Origin of the sequence: Chitinophaga caeni (genome assembly GCF_002557795.1) — a bacterium.
GTDB lineage: Bacteria > Bacteroidota > Bacteroidia > Chitinophagales > Chitinophagaceae > Chitinophaga > Chitinophaga caeni.
In genome coordinates this window covers 3,408,168-3,427,033 of sequence record NZ_CP023777.1, presented here as the reverse complement: position 1 = coordinate 3,427,033, position 18,866 = coordinate 3,408,168, and the positions used below count along the sequence as shown (strand labels likewise).

Sequence of the window (18,866 nt, the reverse complement as noted above, 5' to 3'; positions counted from 1 at the left end):
TTGCTATATTATAGAAGGCGTCCATTTCTATTTTTCCTGTTTAAAAATACCGGGGACTATTTACCCTCGGCCTTTTGCCGGAAAACAAATAGCCGATAGAAATTTCATGCGAACCACTTTGCGCAGAAGATAGCTTACTGATCGTTAAATCGTAAGCATAGCCTAACCTAACCTGCTTCGTGATATTGAACTGGACGATGGCGCTGGCCGCATCTACCTGTTCCAAGTTCTTATCCAGCGCCGGCTTATTCCATATCTTTACGCCGGTACGGTATGAGCCGCCTATCCAAAGCCTATCCACTATTAGTAACATTGCGTTCAGGTCAAGGTTAGTAGGCCCTTTAAAGTCTTCCTTAATTAAAAAAGATGGTTTCAGTTTAACATGTTCCGATAATTCGAACATCGCTCCGGCATTTACATATAAATGTTGTGTTTTCCGGATTGTTTTATATTCATAACCGCTCCAGTAGTAACGGGAAGCATCAGAATACAACGAAAACAAATCCATCACCGAAGCCCCGACATAAAAGCGGGAACTATAAAAATATACGCCGAAACGGGCATCGGGAACCCATTGCGAAGCCCGTCCCAAGGGGATCGAGGGATCATTTTCATCATTATAAACCAAGGCAGCGCCATCAATACCATATTGGGTAACACCGGCGCCAACCCCGAAGCATAAACGTTTATCTCCATCTTCATTTAAAGGGATACGGTAAGCATACATACCGTAAATAGAAGTAGCATCCTGCGGGCCCAACTTATCGTACATTACCTGTAAGCCCAAGCCTACACGCTGATCCCGGCTGGCATTTAAGGAGCCGTCAACCGACAAACCACCGGTTTGAGGGCCACCGGGGAAATCCACCCATTGCTTCCTGTAAAAAGCATTTGCGTAAACATCTTCCTTATAACCGGCATACGCGGGGTTCACGCTGAGCATGTTGAAGATGTATTGACTAAACTGTACATTCTGTTGCCCTGTCACCCTAAGATCGGAGAACAAGATTAAACATAACAGTCCGGTAAAAATTCGAATAGGTGTAAAGGTCACCGTCATACGAGAATCGTTTTCGATTATAAACTACATTCTCCGGGAAATGGTTATATGTCCTTATCTATTGTGCATGATCTTCTTCTTTTCACAGTAGGCCAACAAAAACATCTCATATCAAGAAAGGTATCATAAAATAAATCTCATACCACACTTGGGCTTACAATTTGCCGGTAGCCAGTTAATAGGGGTATACTTCCCTAGTACATTGATTTTGATTCAACTACATCACATCGCTAATACTCCTTACAACAAGAAAAAATGCAGAAAGTTCAAAAAACGGGTTTTCTAACACAATAATTTTAAATAAGTTATTGATAAGGTGCAACAGGATATTGCCAGATGAAGACTAAACTAGACGGAATAATAATATATCTATAATATCATATATTCGATTTCAAACCACCGTTTTTATATAAAAAATAAGCGGTTTGGTAATTGGCGATGGCCTCCTGGATTAAGGCCGGGGAAGGTTTGTATTCCTTTTGTTGGTTGGTATTATAATCGTATAGATAGGAATCAACATTTTGTTGCGGCGCCAGTAATACCAACGAATCCCGTTTTAAATATCCCAATGTTTGGTAAGTGCCTAGGAATGCGCGCTCTTGATAGCCCGGCGATAATACATCTTTACCGTAAATATTACTTTCGTAACTCCAATGCAGCAAAGAAAATAAAGTAGGGTAAATGTCAATTTGTGAACATAGCTTGTCGATAGACAAGGGCGCTATACCGGAGTTCACTACCATGGCCGGAATGTGGTATTTAGCAACATCGATTACATCTTTACCAGCGCTGCTGGCACAATGGTCGGCAACTAAAATTACGATGGTATTCTGGAACCATGGTTTCTTACTAATATCCTGTAAGAATTTACCAATTGCATAATCCGTATAACGTACCGCTCCTTTCCTACCCGATCCGGAAGGGATATCAATCCTACCGGGGGGATAAGTATAAGGGCGGTGATTGGAAGTCGTCATCACGAAAAAATAAAAAGGCTTGGATTGGGAATAGCTGCTATCGGCGCCCCTCTCCACGGCTTTGTACAAATCTTCATCACAAATCCCCCAGGCATTTTCAAACTGCACCGCGCTGTCCGGGATTATATACCTCGGCGCATCAAAATTATCCCATGAGGTAAGATTGCGTCCACGGTCGGTTACGGAATACCCATTACTACCGAAATATTGATTCATATTATCGAAATAACCATCTCCACCGTAGAAAAAATGTGTTTCGTACCCCTTGCTTTTGAAGATACTTCCTACTGTACTGAGGTGACCATTGCGGGGTCTGCGCACGATACTGTTACCCGGTGTAGGGGGAACGCTTAAAGTCAGGGCTTCCATTCCCCGAACGGTCCGCGTGCCGGTGGCATATAAATTATTAAACCGTAGGCTGTGTTCCCAGAGAGAATCCATTACGGGCGTGATATTCTCACGGTTGCCATAATGCGACATAAAACCAGCGCTGAAGCTTTCAATGGTAATCATAATGACATTAGGATGCAGTTCGGTGCCATTTGACTGGATATGGCGTCGGATGGAATTTTCGGTATCAACAAAAGTTGTATTAGAGTCAGCGAGTTCATTCCTTACAATTTTGAATGCTTCCTGGTTATCAATCAGCCGGTAAAATTTATCAAAATTAAGTTCATTGTTTTTGAATGCGGCAAAGAAAGAATATATGCCCGCTTTAGACAATTCATCTGCGAATCTATTTTTCCCGGATTCAGCAAAACTGTTATTCACACTAAAAATATAAACCAAACTGATGCTTATCGTTACAAGGAACATCAAAGCTTTCTTACCGAAGCCGAGATCACCGTTAAAACTCTCCTTGAAATAAGATCTTTTTATAAAGATGTATACCACCAGCATACTCAGGATAATCATTCCGCCGATCAGTAAAGGTAAAGGGTAAGATTCATTGATATTATGGATAACTTCGTAAGTGTATACCAGGTAATCGACCGCGATAAAATTAAACCTGCTTTGAAACTCATCCCAGAAAGTAATCTCCGCGAAAAAAGAAAACATCGTAATTAAGATCACCAGGAAAAAGCCCGAATAAGTTACGATTTTATTGAAAAGGGAATTACTCCATTTCGTCGGAAGCAAAAGCAGGTAAACCGTGTACGGTATAGAAAAAAACAAAGCAACACCGAAGTCGAACATTGCGCCGGTCAAGAATATTTTGACTACTCCTAAAAATGAAAGGTCGATTTTCGGTAAACTTATCAATAACAGGCCGGCCCTGATTAGAAACGATACGAGTAAAAAATAGATAATAAACCTTGTTAATATCTTAAAAGTATTGCTCCGCAACAACGATTTCATGTGTTAAAAATTCTTTCTTAGCGCTAAATACGGTATCAAATCTGAATAAAAGCTGAATTTAACCGTTTCCTTGCCCCTACTGTAACATCATGATAGAAAATATATGGTAGCCTTCAACAAATTCGTAAGAAAGGTTAAAATGGTACAGGTGGCAGATCTTGGAAACTATCTCTAAACCTAAGCCCGTACTCTTGGCATCTTGGTTTACCTTTTGGAACCTGCCCAACAAACGTTGTATGTCTAAGGGGGCATTCCCGGAATTTTTCACCTGGATGGCATCCGCGCTAACGGTGGTTTCCAGTATGCCGTTCTCCGTGCTGTGCCTGATCGCATTAACGATAAGGTTATTAATTAATATTTCGATCAGCGCCTTATTGGCTATCACGTTCAAATTACCGGTATGCCGGATCGTTAGATGCAAGTGTTTCTTGGCCAACTGCTCCCGGTATTGATCCATAAATTGATCAACGATCTGGTTACAGGGCACTTCTTCTACTTGCGTAAATAAGTTATTGTCGATTTTGGTCAGTAAAACCAGCGACTTATTTAACCTTACCATCCTCCTGACGGCATCGGCAGATTCATCAATCAAAACGGCTTGCCGTTCGGTTAGCGGGGAGGTTTGCATCAGCAATTCCAGCTTCCCTTGAATGATGGCCAGCGGGGTTTGCAGTTCATGAGCAGCATTCTCAGCGAACTCTTTTTGGCTGGTATAAGATTGGTAATTCCGCTCTGTTAATTGCCGCAAGTTATGATTCAGATCATCCATTTCCTTAATCCCTGTGGTAGGGAGATGCAGCTTGGTGTGATCTTCAATATTGTACCTTTTTACAGATTCCAACGTATTATAAAACGGTTTCCAAAGTCGCCGGTTCAAGCGCCAATTAATCCATTGCAATCCGATAAAAAGTAGTACCAGTAGAATAGTAAGCACGATCAATATCCCTTGTATCAAGAAATTATAATCCACGAGCGAAGTACGGATGTGCAGGTTAAAATACCTGCCCTTGGCTATTACGTTCGTTGCTAATACCCGGTAAGGCACATTTTCCCTGGTCAGGGTATCGATGATATGAATTGTATAAAGGGAATCTTTTAGCGGTGCGGGCCCTATTTCTATAATCTCCAAGTTCGGAATCCAGAAATTTACTTTATCGCCGGGGGCTAGTTGTTCTAATTTACTTGCTACCTGCGCTCTCGTGGCACGCAGTTCTTCTTCCATATCTTCTTTAACGATACCCATGATGGTAAAGTAGAAGATGGGTATCGTGAGTAAAATTATGATGATAGAATAGACAAAATATTGCCTACTTGCTTTTTGTAATAACCTCATGAAGCTGAAAACTTATAACCCATTCCGTATATCGACTTAATATAATCTTCACAACCAGCCGCTGTTAACTTTCTTTTTAAATTCTTTATATGCGCATAAATAAAATCATAATTATCAAATGCATCCACTTCTTCCCCGGCTAAGTTCTCCGCGATCGCGTTTTTTGATACGACCCTGTTCTGGTTAGCTACCAGGTACAACAGTAAACCGTATTCTTTGCGGGTAAGCTCTACCAACTGTTCATTTACTTTTACCGTTTTAGCCATCGTATCGATCACTAATTCATTAAACGCCAGTTGATTACTACCGGAAAACTGCCTTCTCCGGATCACTGCTGCCACGCGGGCGCCCAACTCCGAAAGATGAAACGGTTTGGCCAGGTAATCATCGGCGCCTAATTGCAAACCGGCAATTTTATCATCCAGGGAGTTTTTAGCAGAGATAATGATCACGCCATCGTCTTTACGATCCCTTTTCAATTCCTTCAATATATTCAAGCCGCTTCCACCCGGCAAGGTGATGTCTAACAAGATACAATCATAGTCGAAAGAACCGATTTTGTCCAAGGCGGAACGGTAATCGTATGCCAATTCGCAAGTATACTTTTCTTCTTCCAAGTAATCCAAGATACTTTTTCCCAGCTCTGTTTCATCTTCTATGATCAAAATTTTCATACGGTCAATTTTGATAAATTTATACCTCTAATTCTGTAGAAATACTGAATCTTGGTTTTTCACCCCTTTTTTACCACCAATCTTTCTGCATGAAAAATTCTGCCGGCGCCTTCCCCGTGTACTTTTTGAAATCGTGGATAAAATGTGCTTGATCAAAATAACCGGCCTCGTAAGCCAGTTCTGTCAATGATGCAACCTGTCCTTGCAAAGCAATTACCCGGTGTAAACGCTTGATGGTCGAGAACTGTTTCGGACTGGCGCCCGTAACTTTACGGAAACGCTTTTCGAAGGCGTCACGGCTGATGTTCAGGCTGGGTAATATTTCCTTTACCCGGGTATTTTGCCCCGGTATGTTCATTAACCGGATTGCTTCGGCTACCAGCAGATCGGGCTGATGCCCCTTAATTTGCTTTACTAGGTAATCCTGGAGCCAGGAAACTTTCGCCGCCACCGTACCGAGATTATAAAAATGATCTTCTATTTCCCGGGTAAGTGCTTTCGGAAATACCTGGTCGAATGCCAATACTTCACCGAATAATTCATGTAATGGTATATTGATAAATATTCCGGCGCCCAGCTCTTCAAAGATGACCAACAAGATGCCGGAGGATTTGGAATATTGCATGATCCGGGCAGAATTTCTCAACCCCGAGATCGCCATACCTGGAAAATCGGTACTACCGTTTTCGTTCATTTCTGCAACGGCCCCTTCCAGGTTTAGCGCGAGCGAAATCCCAGTAGTCGGTAACACCCGGTTATTTGATCCATCCGAGCTTTGCAGCACCAAAATTTTCTTGATATATGGACGCAATTCTTGCCGGATAGAAAAATTCTCCATCCTCATGTTTCCCGCGCGGCTAACTTCTACCTTATGTCGTTGAATCGATACTATGGGAGCGTTCATCCTGCTAATCAATTACATGTTGAATATAAAATTAAGCAAAATTTCACCTTTCGTTAATCGGCTTCTTCATCAAGGAAGGCGGCAATTACACCCAGGGCGTTAGCTTTCGGTAATTCCTTTCCCTTGATCGACTCAAGGGTACCGATATATGTGCCGTGCCCGCCCGGAAATACTGCCAACTGTGCATTTGGCAAGGTACGGTATATCCTTACGGCAATCTCTACAGGAACTACATCATAATTCCCGGTAATAACAAGGCTGGGTATTTCGATTGTACGCACTTTTTCATCTGGCCAACCCACGAAATGCGCCATCCTTTCAACATCCCTGTTAAACATATTTTGCAATGCACCGGGGTCATTATTAACTTCCAGGAAGGCATCTTGCATTGCCCGGGGCATTGCATCTAAAGTAACCTGGTCGAAACCGTCCCAGAAGCCGGGTGGTACCGTATCCCTGTTTAAAAATGTTGATGCCAGGATCATTTTCCTGATGATGGAGGGGTTCTTAAGCGCTAAAGCTGTCAAGGTCTGAGCGCCGTTACTAAAACCGAGAAAATCAGCGCGATCGATTTCCAAGAATTTCAAAAGCGCTTCAATATCCGCAGCATCCTGTTCGAAACTCAAGGCAGTATCCCGGTCGGCAGTTCTGCCATGTGCTTGCATATCCATCGCGATAACTTGCCTACTGGCAGACAGTTCCGGTATTATCCGGCCAAAGCTCGAATCTAACGTGGAACCACCGCCATGAATTAATACTATGGGCCTGCCTGAGCCATGAATTTCATAATACATTTCAATGCCGTTTACCGGGGCATAACCATGTTGTTTCATCAATCATTTTTTTAGGTTACCGAAGCATTTATTGATATAGAACATTTTTTCGCCAACTCCCCTACCATCAAAACGTTTTAGCCCGATCATACGGATCTAAAACTAGTTTGTTGAAGGTAACTATTATTTTATTGCCAGCGATGAAAGGCCCGGTATTTTACTTATTTAATCCCCAATGGAATCCATCATGAATAGTGGCATTACGAAATGCCCCGTTTGGATATGGCGTTTTGCTATCCGGGTTCAGGATCTTGATTACCTGGTTTTTCACGGTGGAAAATGAAATCAATCTCTTCCCGTTTTCTATTTTAACGTCGAAGGGAATACGTTCACCCTCAAGGGAGAGCACTTGCGGTCTTTGGATATCCGTTAAAATACTACATTTATTCCCGGCAAGCGATTGTATTTTTATCCAGCCCGTATGCCCATTTTCCTGCACTGCCGATACGAGGAAAGCGCCCGCGGCTCTTAAATCTTTGAAAGAAGCGTATTTCCAGCCCGATGGAACCGCGGGGAATACGCGGATTTTATCATCCCAACATTGTAATAATAACTCCAAGATAGAGGTGGCCGCTGCCAAGGGTGTTTCAATTACCGGTCCCGATTCACGGTATAATGTATTGGGCTGAATAAATCTATCCAGCAGTATGTTTAACAGTTCGTAAGCCTTATCGCCGTTTCCCATAGTGGCATACATGGAAGCAGATCCCGTAAACGTGTAGCCCTGTAAAGCGCCTTTCATGGAAATCCAGTGAGCAATTGACTTTTCGATTAGATCGCGGTTAGCCGGCTGTTCCCAGTTGATCAAATGATAGGGATATATTGCTAATAGATGCGAATAATGCCTATGCGATGAAGTCAATGCCACATCTTTGCCGATCATAAATCCCGTTTCATCTACCGGGTACGGGGCCAGGTGATTTTGAAGATACGACCAATATTCCCTCTTGCCGCGATCAATGCCCAGTAGCTTACTGGTTGAAATCAAGGTCTTGAGCCCCCATTGCAAACTTGACAAGGTATAATGCGCATCAACAGCCGATTTATATTCCGGGGATAAAGAATTAGGTACATGGTAAATGCCTTGTTGATCTTTTTCCAAGATAACAATTAGAAAATTAACGGCCTTTTTTAGTAAAGGGTATATATCTTTTCTTAATGCGGCGGTATCACCCGAATAGCTAAAATATTGATAGTAATAAAACAATGTCCACGTAAGATTCGCGGGTTCGAAGTTACCTTTAGCGACAGCCTCGTCCGTGATAGGACTTTTTAAATCGAAGGAAGATGTTCTAGCCATGGCCATTACGGAATCGGACCTCCAACCCGGGGGAACGTTCTCAAGCAGCGCTGATTGGTGACTTAATAAAGCGTTAAATAACGATTGCCCCATTTCCAAGTGGTTTGACAAAAATACCGGCGAATATGAAAGCTGCGTATTGAGATTCCACCAAATGGCGGGCCAAGGTGTAGGGTTCGTCCAGGGGCCCTGAAGGTCTATCATGGGTTTTCCCTGCCCGGTTATACAGGCCAATTTATACAGTTGCGCCCAGTAAAAAGAGAGCATTCTCTGGTCAGGGATATTTATCGTACTTGCTCGGAAATATTTATGCCACCAATTTTTATGTTCCGATAAACTTTTCCCGCGCGGCATGTCCAGGTAGTTTTTGATATCGTTAATGGCTTCCTTGATTTCGTCCGTCTTACCATGACTATCATAGCCAATGCTAATCAATACACTTTCTCCCCCGTCATTTTTAAGCAATTTCCATGCAGTGGCGTAGCCACCATCATTTAACAGCGCCTGGTGACTAACTTCATAGCCCTCCACCTTCAATCGGCTAGGTGCAGGATTACCGGGAAAATTTTCCGGTTTATCGGAAGGATAGCTTTGCAACATCCTCGGGGAAATGCTTCGCCCGGGATTCCACTTCAGCGTCGGGGCATTAACCGGCTTAGTGGATTTATAATCAACCACGATCACATTCCTGGTTGCCGGTACGTAAGCGATGAATGATATAGTATCTGAAGACGTTATTACCTGGCCCCTGGCCTGGGCATTGTACAAATCCAAACGGGCGTTTACACTGCGAATTTCATCTTTACAGATCAAGCTAAAATGACCTATTGGCAAACTCGCCTTTGTATAAAGCTTCGAGACCCCGGGGAATAACTCTTCCCGGTTGTCCGTCACATCCGTCCTACCAATATCTATGCGAACCGAGCGAGCATTTTCCTTGTAGATATTAGCGCCGAGTTGTCCATTACCCAGCAAAATCCCGGTGTAATAATTTGTACTCATCGAATCCCAAACCATATCATACCGTGACATTATTTTTTCCCCACCGGCTAGGCCTGATCTCAACTGGGCCTTTGCTGCTAAAAATGAAATCGTGAAATTGATAAAGAGTAGCAAAATTATCTTTTGCCAAACGGCAGTCTTCATATAATTAATGTTGGAGGCGTGAATATATTATCTAGCTGAAAAATAATTACTTTAAAGTAAATAACTATAATGATAGGAATATCGTATTAATACTGGGTAATTTAATCGGCAAATAGGGAAACGATATGTAAAAATAAATGTTTTATGCCCCTTAGATTGTCGCAATAGACCTGTTAATTTAACTGTAAATTGAAATACTTTTACAGCGAACTTATAAATCACTTAAATATAGCAACCATGTCATTTCAAGCATACCTCGACAATATCCAAACTAAAACGGGTAAATCACCGGAAGATTTTAAAAAGATGGCGGATAAAAAAGGTTTTACCGAAAAAGGGTTGATTAAGGAGGGTGTAAAAGCTACTCAAATCACGAATTGGTTGAAGGATGAATTTCAATTAGGTCATGGCCATGCCATGGCAATATATGCTTTACTGAAAGGGAAGACAGCCTGATTAAAGGTTACAACTGTTAATTGCCTTTCTTTCCATAATGCAAGGATTATCGCATCCGGGTATTTTCCTTTATACCATTGTAGAAAGTTCCAGCAGCCCAATAAGAATTAAAAGACCCGGGCTTTATAAAAACCCGGGTCATTATAAAAAATCATTATTGTCTGACTAAATTTTCAAAAAAAAATTATCATCGCCTCTAAAGTTCGATTCAATGTCCACCTGCACATTTCTTTGTACTTTTTTGCTTGCCCAAAAAATGGCACAAATTTGCCATCACGGCCGCCAATTTGATCGCCCGATCCGGCTTTTGTACTACTGTATGTCTTCGCTATCTACAGCGCGAAGTTCCGCGGTTTTATTGGCGGGGCTGAATAGATCATCCTTCGCTTATGCCCTTGACCCGGTAAGGAATCCAAGTAAATTTAATTTAATTTAATTCAAGCCGGGCAACAATGATAAAAAATGAAAAACGAACTTATTGTAAACGCTTCAACCTGAAGAGTAATTGCTTGACGCCTTCTTGATAATCATCGAAGATAGATTGTGTGAAGGTTTCCGTAAAAATATGCCTCTGGGATTCAACATGGTCGTAAAAACCTTCAATATGCTTGACATAATTAGCAGGACGTTTTGTTTCCGGCAACACAATATCAAGGTCTCCGAGACTGGCCATCGTTGTTTCGACCAAGCTGTCTGTAGCCTCCTGTAAAGTATCGATGGCCTGGTCCAAAGAAATATGGGCAGCGTAACTCCCTTCCCCGGTAATGCCCCAATGAATGAGTTTCAGACTATTATTAAAAGCAAATATTTCCCCTAGTAATCGTGCCACCTCTTTCTTTACAGTAGCACTTTTGGATTGTGATGATGCTGTTTGAGTGCTCATAGTTTCTAGATTTAAGTTTCATTAAATACATCTATATAACAAGGCTGCTACTAAAAAGTTTCTTAATGAAATCCTAAAAGAACACTATTATAAATCATTATTGTCCGACTAAATTTTAACCGGGGAGCAATTTGATCCCTCAAAAGTTCGATTCAATGTTCATCTGCTCGTTTCTTGTACTTTTTTGCTTGCCCAAAAAAGTACAAGAAAAGGGCACAAATTGGCCATTACGGCCGCCAATTTGATCGCTCGATCCAGCTTTTGTACTACTGTATCACCAGCCTTCGTTCGCTATCAAAAGTGCAGAGCATTCTTGTTTTCTTGGGGGGAGCTACCCCGTATGTAGAACATATCATCCTTAGCTGGTATTCCATAACTGGCAAGGAATACAGCAAAGCTTAAATCAATTTTAATCGGACAACAATATTATTTATACATAAAAACTATTAATCATTCATGAAATTAATCTACTGAAGGATGTTCCTTGTAACTGTTCCAAAGCTCGTTAATGGATTCTCCCGTTTCTTTCGACCAGAAATCTTCGTCATAAGTACCTTCCCGCATAGCTTTATCCAGCGCTTGCATGATCCCCTTTTTTCTTTTCGTTTCCAACCAGTAAAAAAAGCGGGCAGTTATTCTATATGCATCGGTATAATTCTGTCCAGCCTTGTAATCGGGCCAGTACCAATTTGCTTCCTTATTATACCGCCCTAAAGTATATCGAACATAATCCGCGATACCTTCGGTTACCCAAAGAGGTTGGTAATTTACCTTGGTGTATGCCTGTGTTATATGCATTACCTCGTGGGTGACAACATCGTAGTCGGTCGGGTGACTAACAAACCAATTGGAATTGAACCGCGTAATATTATTTGCCGATGCCGCTACGCCTTCAAAGCCGGGATCCATGATAAAAATTACTTCTTTCGGCGCTTCCGGGTTATATAGTTCAGCCTGCGCAGGGTACACCGCAAAAAACACCTCGATCATCTTTGATTTGACTAGTGGGTCCAGATCTGCGAATTTATTTATAAACACAAGGGTATATCCATTATTTGCAATTGTATCGTTGGAGATGATTCCTTCTGGGTCGATATAGTTCCAATCCATATTCCTACGTTTCCTTTTTTTCGCAGCCTCTTTTTCTTTTGCCATTTGTGGAATCATGGTCATATTATATAAGGAAAATGTTTTTTCAGCTACTACTTCGTTACTAAATAATGCCACCTCTTTACCGAAGAATTCGGCGGGCAATTGTATACCATGGCCAGCACATTGTAGCATGATATCGGATGATGCAACCAGGTCAGCAGTGAGCCCCCTTTCAATATGAAAACTGTCTTTAAGGAAAGTCTTAGTAAACCTTACCACCTGGGGGATGATAGACAGGTAAGCATATTTATCAAGGTAAGAATTTATTGCCGAAGGATTATTCTGAATAAGTTGATCTTTCTCCTGTGGAGTTGCCCGCAATAATAACTTGATAAAGTTAAGGTCTTCTGCATCCAGGATCGTGGCTAGATCCTTCGTCCATCTAAAAACCGTTAAAAGTGAATCCATTGTTGGATCCTGGTAAGGTTGCTTAAAATCATTGTCCACATCTTTCATATTCTTCATTCTCCGGATAAAGCCCGTGTAACCCGGTGCGATAATGCCCAGGTCGTTAACCGGTAAGGAATCCACAAAATCAAAATAAGAAAAGGGCAGCTTGACAGCCTCGTAATTTCCTCCTAATTTTTTGGAGGCTTTGTACATGATATCATTATACCTGCATTTGAAAGCAGCGATCGAATATTCAATATTGAGTTGCTGAACCTGGTAAGTCCTGGGGCTGATGGACTTCGAAGCGTTTACGGAGTCTAAAAACCTCAATTGCCGGGCTTTATATTGATCTAAGAAAACTTTATACGCGGCAGGAGATAATCCCTTGACCTTGTCTAAATAATTCAAAGGATCACTTAAATAATCGATATTCCCGGCAAATATCCAATTTTCCCTTGCCAACAGGCCACCATCGCCACCATATGCGGGTTTACCCGGCTTAAAAATCTCGAATAAATGCGTACCGGGTTCCACGTAAACATTAAAACCGTGATATGGGCCAACAGCTTGCAAGTACCCGGGACAGGCCACCGGTATTTTAGCGTTGAAGTACCCACCGGGTTGTACTTTTATCCTAAAAGACTCCTGGCTGGCGCCGAGGTAATTATTAAGGATATTGTTATTTAAAACCGTGATGACGGAATCCTTTTCAGAATGATTGACTATATAACCTGAATAATAAACGGTATCATTTTTAAGGACATTACCATCGTACCTGCGCAAACGGTGCTTCACCGAGCCTTCTTCTACTTCCCTGGCATAATGCCCTGATTCATTCTTTGAACTTGATATTTTCAACCCTTTTTTCCCAAAGTCAAGCTTTAATGCAACCCGGCTCCCCCTTTCATTTTGTATAGTCAGTACCAGGTATCTTCCGTTCTGCTTTATATCTTGGTAATGCCAAAGAGTTTCGTGGTAGATTAGTTCATCTTTGTAAAAAGCATATGTAAAATCCCCGGTCTTGGCATCAAACCATTCGCCAAGCAATGCTTCCGGGATTTGGGTGTAGGTTAACCCGCGGGCTTTTGATTGATGGGCATTTGCAAACAATAAACCCAAAACCATTAAAATTCCAAATCTCATAAGGATAGTTTAGATGCATTAAAATACAATTATTTAAAGCACCTGGCCTACCGTTATCAAAGATTCATGGGATAGTCCATCAATAAAAATTGATCATCTTACCTTTTCTATTTTAGCAATGCAAAGCTGTTTTCTCCTTACCTCAGCGAATTTTCCTACTGTAACCCGGCACAGATTTCCCAAAAAATGGCGGGTAGAAGAATCTCACCTTACAATAGTATAGTTCAAATTAATTGCATCAACTCCGCGACCCGGCAGGCTTCCATAGAATTATCAACCATCAATTTAGCCAGGATGTTTTGCCTGTGGCGGTTTACGGTGTTGACGCTAATCTTCAAAATCCCGGCGATCTCCTTACTCATTTTACCTTGCCTGATACATTTCAACACTTCTCTTTCCCTTTCCGAAAGCAAACCGTTCGCCGGGGAAAGTGGCATTCGGATTAATTCGGCATTTGCTGTATTCACGATAAAATTGTCTTGCGATTCTCTCCCCTGTTGACTATAATCTACTTGGTATAAACAAAGCGTTAATCCAAGGCTACTGTTAGGCAAACTATACAGGTAAAATATCCGGTGTATCACGGGAATTATGATCCCGGCGCCGTTGCGCATACGGAGCCGGATATTGGCATGATAGTTAACCCTTTCCTTGATGGGCAGTTGTTTCAATAACTGGAAAAAACGGTATTCGACCGCGTATTTAGCTTGCAAATCGCCCGGTATGATACAACCGAGGATATCCTCTTCCCATATTGAATCGATTTCCTTCTCCGTATTACCGCGGGCCAGGGCCAACATTTCAGCCAAAGCCCCGTAAAAAATGTAACTTTTATTCGATACGAGATCACTTAAAACAGCTATGCCGTTTTCCAATTTAGCATAATTCCTTGCTATGCTTTGGCACTCGGACAAGGCGGAGAGCAATGCCCCCGCATCCTCAAAATCCTGGTGCAATAAGTTATTATGTAAGGTCTTGGCAATATCCATGGCATTCAAAGTTACAGCTTATGGTTATTTTTCAGTATTGTGCGCCGCAAGCGGTGGAAGTACTTTTACAATTCTAAAAGGAAAATTAAAATAATGATCAAGAAAATCGTAGCTGCCTGCTTGCTGATTCTAACAAGTTCCGGCTTACTCTCCGCTCAAAGTTTGGAAAAGATGCATTGGTTCAATGAACCTGGGAAATGGGATATCCAGGACGGCGTATTGAAAATGTTTGTTACACCGCAAAGCGACTATTGGCGTATTTCGCATTACGGTTTTACGGTAGATGATGCACCGTTTTATTATGCAAACTACGGCGGCGAGTTTGAAGTGAAAGTAAAAATCACGGGGAATTACAAGGCCAGGTTTGATCAAATGGGACTAATGATCCGGATAGATCATGAGAATTACATAAAAGCGGGGGTAGAATATGTAGACGGGAAATTCAACTTGAGTACGGTTGTTACCCATAAAACAAGTGATTGGAGCGTTATTACGCTGGATAAAACCCTACCCTACGTGTGGATTAAGGCTGTCCGCAGGCTTGATGCCGTAGAAATATTTTATTCATATGATGATATTACTTACACCATGATGCGGAATGCACATTTGCAGGATAATATCCCCGTGCAAGTTGGCATGATGGGCGCCAGTCCCGACGGGAATGGTTTCGAGGCAGTTTTCGAGCATTTTCAAGTGAAGCATTTGCCGGATCAGCGCAGGTTAGAATGGCTAAAATCGCATAGCGGCGAATAATTTCGTCCACAAGTCAATCCAACATACCGCGTGTTGTATATTATAATGATCGTATCTTATAGTATGCAACACGCCATTCTATTTTAAATGCCGCCGCACCAAACTAAGCGTTCAACATCTACAGAACACTTGCATTTAAGAATATTTTGCCTACCTTTGCGCCTCTATATGCGCGTTATTACTCAACATACACGTCCTACTCCACCTTGATAGCAGGTTCTAAAACGGCTAACTAGAGCAGCATTGCCAACCGGCATTGTAGCATAATCCATTTATTATCCAAATAATTTATTGCAATCGTTTCAACATAAACCATCTATATGAGGGCTTATCTAAATTTATTTGACTTCAAGCAAAAAGTAAATTACAAAACCGAGGTTTTATCCGGGCTAACAGTGGCCTTGGCCTTGATACCGGAAGCAGTAGCCTTTGCATTTATTGCCGGGCTATCGCCATTAACAGGTTTGTATGCAGCCTTTACAATGGGTTTTGTAACATCCATTTTCGGTGGCCGCCCCGGTATGATTTCCGGCGCTACCGGCGCCGTGGCAGTTGTGATCGTGGCATTGGCCAAAACCCACGGGGTGGAATATATATTTGCGACGGTGATATTGGCCGGTATATTACAATTCATCGCCGGCATGCTCCGCTTGGGAAAATTCATCCGGCTAGTCCCGCACCCCGTAATGTTCGGTTTCGTAAACGGTTTGGCAATCATCATCTTCATGGCGCAGTTAGTACAATTCAAAACTGCCGATGCAGCCGGGATACTACATTGGATGACGGGTTCCCAATTATATACCATGTTAGGCCTCGTATTATTAACCATGCTCATCATTTGGGGTTTGCCCAAAATTACGAAGGCATTTCCCTCTTCCTTGGCAGCTATATTAGTTATATCGGCTATCGTGATCGGCTTCGGGGTAGACACCCGAACTGTTGGAGACGTAGCTTCTATCAAAGGCGGTTTCCCGCCGTTCCATATACCGGCAATTCCATTTAATTTCGAAACGCTTCAGATTATCTTTCCTTATGCCGCAATTGTTGCGGGTGTAGGCTTAATCGAGAGCCTGTTAACCTTAAACCTGATCGATGAAATCACTGAAACCCGCGGTAACGGCAATAAAGAGGCAGCAGCCCAAGGTATGGCCAATATCGTTACGGGGCTATTTTCCGGGATGGGCGGCTGTGCTATGATCGGGCAGAGCCTAATCAATATTTCGGCAGGCGCGAGGGCCAGGTTATCAGGTATCGTAGCCTCGGTAATGCTCCTGGTTTTTATCATGTTCGGATCTTCATTGATCGAGAAGGTACCGATGGCTGCATTGACGGGGGTGATGGTCATGGTATCGATCGGTACATTCGAATGGGTCAGTTTGCGCATGATCGGTAAGATGCCGAGGCATGATATTTTTGTTGGAATACTGGTGGCTGCCGTAACTATTTTCTTACATAATTTAGCCTTAGCAGTATTGATAGGTGTCATAATTTCAGCGTTAGTGTTTGCATGGGAAAGCGCGAAAAGAATCCGCGCCAAAAAATACATCGATGAACACGGGATTAAGCATTATGAAATATACGGCCCCTTGTTTTTCGGATCGATCAGCGCGTTCAATGAAAAATTTGACGTTGCCAACGACCCGGGGGAAGTAATTATCGATTTTAAAGATAGCCGCGTGGCAGATATGAGCGGAATCGAAGCATTAAATAAACTGACAGAACGTTACAGTAAACTAAATAAGAGGCTACATCTCAGGCATCTTAGTGAAGATTGCAAACTGCTGTTGAAAAATGCGGACAATTTAATCGAGGTAAACGTATTGGAGGACCCGCATTACAAGGTAGTCGTGGATAGTATCCGGAATAAATAAACGGAACACTTCAATCTGTAAAAGACGGTTTATGCTGGTATTGTTGTCAAACAGTACCAGCATATTTTTTTTGCCCTTTACGTGGTGGGTATTATTTCCCGGTTACTTCCTTGCGGGGATATCCTTATTCCAGGTATCGATTACTACAGGAATGCGCAGATTTTCTCCTGGCAAGGCATCGGGGTGACGGGAATAGAGATCTACCCAAACGCCATTACCTTATTCTATAAAAATTATGGCGCTAAAATAAAAGTGCAACTAGGTTCATTAAGAGAGATGGCCTTTGATCAGCATTTATATCAAGGAATATTTTGTCATGGCTTCCTGTAACCCGCTAATTAGAAAAAACGATTTCAAATACCACCTGGTAAAATGCCTTAAATAGCTTGCGAAGTTAAACATGGTACCCCGGGGTTAGGCCATGTTTATGTCCTTATCACTCTTTAGCAATGCAACATAAATTATTACCAGTAATACAGCCAAAGAAGTTGTCAAAAACATAGCCCGGGATCCGAATTGATACCAAAGCAATCCCGCAATACTACTGGCAAGCATAGAACAGATACTTTGAAAACCTGTATAAGTACCGATAGCAGTTGCTGTATCTCCCTTGTTTACCAGGTTACTGATCCATGCTTTAGATACCCCTTCGGTTGCAGCAGCATAAATGCCGTAAAGAAAAAATAGCAAGATAAACCCTATCATCCCTGAACTTATCGACATACCGCCATACACCATTGCAAATATGGCTAAACCAGCAATGAAGATATTTTTTAGACCGAGTTTATCCGCCAAGATACCCAGGGGATAGGCTGCAATTGCATAAACAAGGTTATAAAAAACATAAATACCGATAGTATAGGTATCATCCATGCCACTCTCCTTCAGCCTTAAAAGAAGAAAAACATCTGAACTATTAAACAAGGTAAATAACAACAATCCTATTACCAATCCCCGGTAAAATTTAGGGCTGGTTTTCCAATAACGGAAGAAATCAAAAAAAGAAGTTCTAACCTTATGAATGCGCGTAGCCACTGGTTTTTCCTTCAACAAGAAAGTAATTAAAATAGCCGTCAAACCCGGGAAGAACGCCAGTAAAAACAATGTTTTATAATGAGCGGGATAGAAATATAAGAATACAAGCGCAATAATTGGTCCCATCACCGCACCTAAAGTATCCATTGAACGGTGAAATCCAAATACCGTGGCCCTGGTTTGAGCACTAGCCTCAGCGGATAACATGGCGTCCCTAGCACCGGTCCGGATACCTTTTCCAAGCCGGTCAATCGTCCGTGCCGAAAAAATCCAGGCAGGGAAAGTAAAGATAGCCATCATCGGTTTTGACAGGGCGCTAAGAAAATACCCCCATCTAACAAAAGGTAAGCGAAACCCCAAGTTATCCGACATTTTACCAAAGTATCCTTTACTTAAACCTGCCACGGCTTCAGCCAAACCTTCCAAGATACCGATTAAAACAATGGAAAAACCAATGCTTTCGAGGTAAATAGGCATCACGGGATACAACATTTCACTCGCTACATCAGTAAATAAACTGACAAGGGAAAGCATCAATACAACTTTGGTAATGATCTTCGCAGAGCGGTTCTTTTGATCCATGGTACCCAATTTAGCCGGGTGTATAT

Annotated in this window: 15 protein-coding genes; 4 read left to right on the top strand and 11 right to left on the bottom strand. The window is 42.1% G+C overall.

Going from position 1 to position 18,866, the window contains the following annotated elements:
- Positions 1–40: 40 nt before the first annotated feature.
- From COR50_RS14505 to COR50_RS14475, 7 genes are all read right to left on the bottom strand, one after another.
- Positions 41–1,060: a PorP/SprF family type IX secretion system membrane protein gene (locus COR50_RS14505; protein WP_098194652.1), complete on the bottom strand. Its 1,020-nt coding sequence runs from the start codon at positions 1,058–1,060 to the stop codon at positions 41–43.
- A 377-nt stretch (positions 1,061–1,437) separates the two neighbouring features.
- Positions 1,438–3,396 carry an LTA synthase family protein gene (locus COR50_RS14500; protein ID WP_098194651.1) on the bottom strand — a complete coding sequence of 653 codons (1,959 nt, stop codon included), beginning with the start codon at positions 3,394–3,396 and terminating at the stop codon, positions 1,438–1,440.
- A 76-nt stretch (positions 3,397–3,472) separates the two neighbouring features.
- Positions 3,473–4,729, bottom strand: a complete 1,257-nt coding sequence (locus tag COR50_RS14495; RefSeq protein ID WP_098194650.1) for a sensor histidine kinase — start codon at positions 4,727–4,729, stop codon at positions 3,473–3,475.
- Positions 4,726–5,403 (bottom strand): response regulator transcription factor, encoded by a 678-nt coding sequence (locus tag COR50_RS14490; RefSeq protein WP_098194649.1) that lies wholly within the window; start codon positions 5,401–5,403, stop codon positions 4,726–4,728. The genes COR50_RS14495 and COR50_RS14490 overlap by 4 nt, the downstream gene beginning before the upstream one ends.
- Positions 5,404–5,473: 70 nt before the next feature.
- Positions 5,474–6,307, bottom strand: a complete 834-nt coding sequence (locus COR50_RS14485; RefSeq protein WP_098194648.1) for a helix-turn-helix domain-containing protein — start codon at positions 6,305–6,307, stop codon at positions 5,474–5,476.
- Positions 6,308–6,360: 53 nt separating this feature from the next.
- On the bottom strand, positions 6,361–7,140 hold the full coding sequence (locus COR50_RS14480) for an alpha/beta fold hydrolase (protein ID WP_098194647.1): 780 nt from the start codon (positions 7,138–7,140) through the stop codon (positions 6,361–6,363).
- 157 nt (positions 7,141–7,297) lie between these two features.
- Positions 7,298–9,586, bottom strand: coding sequence for a glycosyl hydrolase family 95 catalytic domain-containing protein (locus COR50_RS14475; RefSeq protein ID WP_098194646.1), 2,289 nt, complete (start codon positions 9,584–9,586; stop codon positions 7,298–7,300).
- Positions 9,587–9,823: 237 nt separating this feature from the next.
- Between COR50_RS14475 and COR50_RS14470 the strand changes: the two genes are divergently transcribed.
- Positions 9,824–10,042, top strand: a complete 219-nt coding sequence (locus COR50_RS14470) for a DUF4287 domain-containing protein (RefSeq protein ID WP_098194645.1) — start codon at positions 9,824–9,826, stop codon at positions 10,040–10,042.
- 475 nt (positions 10,043–10,517) lie between these two features.
- On the opposite strand, the gene COR50_RS14465 is transcribed toward COR50_RS14470, so the two are convergent.
- From COR50_RS14465 to COR50_RS14455, 3 genes are all read right to left on the bottom strand, one after another.
- Positions 10,518–10,925 carry a DUF5856 family protein gene (locus tag COR50_RS14465; RefSeq protein ID WP_098194644.1) on the bottom strand — a complete coding sequence of 136 codons (408 nt, stop codon included), beginning with the start codon at positions 10,923–10,925 and terminating at the stop codon, positions 10,518–10,520.
- Positions 10,926–11,387: 462 nt separating this feature from the next.
- A complete protein-coding gene (locus tag COR50_RS14460) occupies positions 11,388–13,610 on the bottom strand; it encodes a basic secretory protein-like protein (protein ID WP_098194643.1) in 2,223 nt (740 codons plus the stop codon).
- A 224-nt stretch (positions 13,611–13,834) separates the two neighbouring features.
- Entirely contained in the window at positions 13,835–14,599 is a 765-nt protein-coding gene (locus COR50_RS14455; RefSeq protein WP_098194642.1) for a helix-turn-helix transcriptional regulator, read from the bottom strand.
- Between the two features lie 93 nt (positions 14,600–14,692).
- Here COR50_RS14455 and COR50_RS14450 point away from each other — a divergent pair, with 93 nt between their 5' ends.
- The 3 genes from COR50_RS14450 to COR50_RS14440 all read left to right on the top strand — a co-directional run bounded on the left by COR50_RS14450 (position 14,693) and on the right by COR50_RS14440 (position 17,553).
- On the top strand, positions 14,693–15,352 hold the full coding sequence (locus tag COR50_RS14450; protein ID WP_098194641.1) for a DUF1349 domain-containing protein: 660 nt from the start codon (positions 14,693–14,695) through the stop codon (positions 15,350–15,352).
- Between the two features lie 320 nt (positions 15,353–15,672).
- Positions 15,673–17,223 (top strand): SulP family inorganic anion transporter, encoded by a 1,551-nt coding sequence (locus COR50_RS14445; RefSeq protein WP_098194640.1) that lies wholly within the window; start codon positions 15,673–15,675, stop codon positions 17,221–17,223.
- 81 nt (positions 17,224–17,304) lie between these two features.
- On the top strand, positions 17,305–17,553 hold the full coding sequence (locus COR50_RS14440) for a hypothetical protein (protein WP_098194639.1): 249 nt from the start codon (positions 17,305–17,307) through the stop codon (positions 17,551–17,553).
- A gap of 84 nt (positions 17,554–17,637) precedes the next feature.
- Here COR50_RS14440 and COR50_RS14435 read toward each other — a convergent pair whose 3' ends face one another.
- Positions 17,638–18,840: an MFS transporter gene (locus tag COR50_RS14435; protein ID WP_098194638.1), complete on the bottom strand. Its 1,203-nt coding sequence runs from the start codon at positions 18,838–18,840 to the stop codon at positions 17,638–17,640.
- Positions 18,841–18,866: the final 26 nt, after the last annotated feature.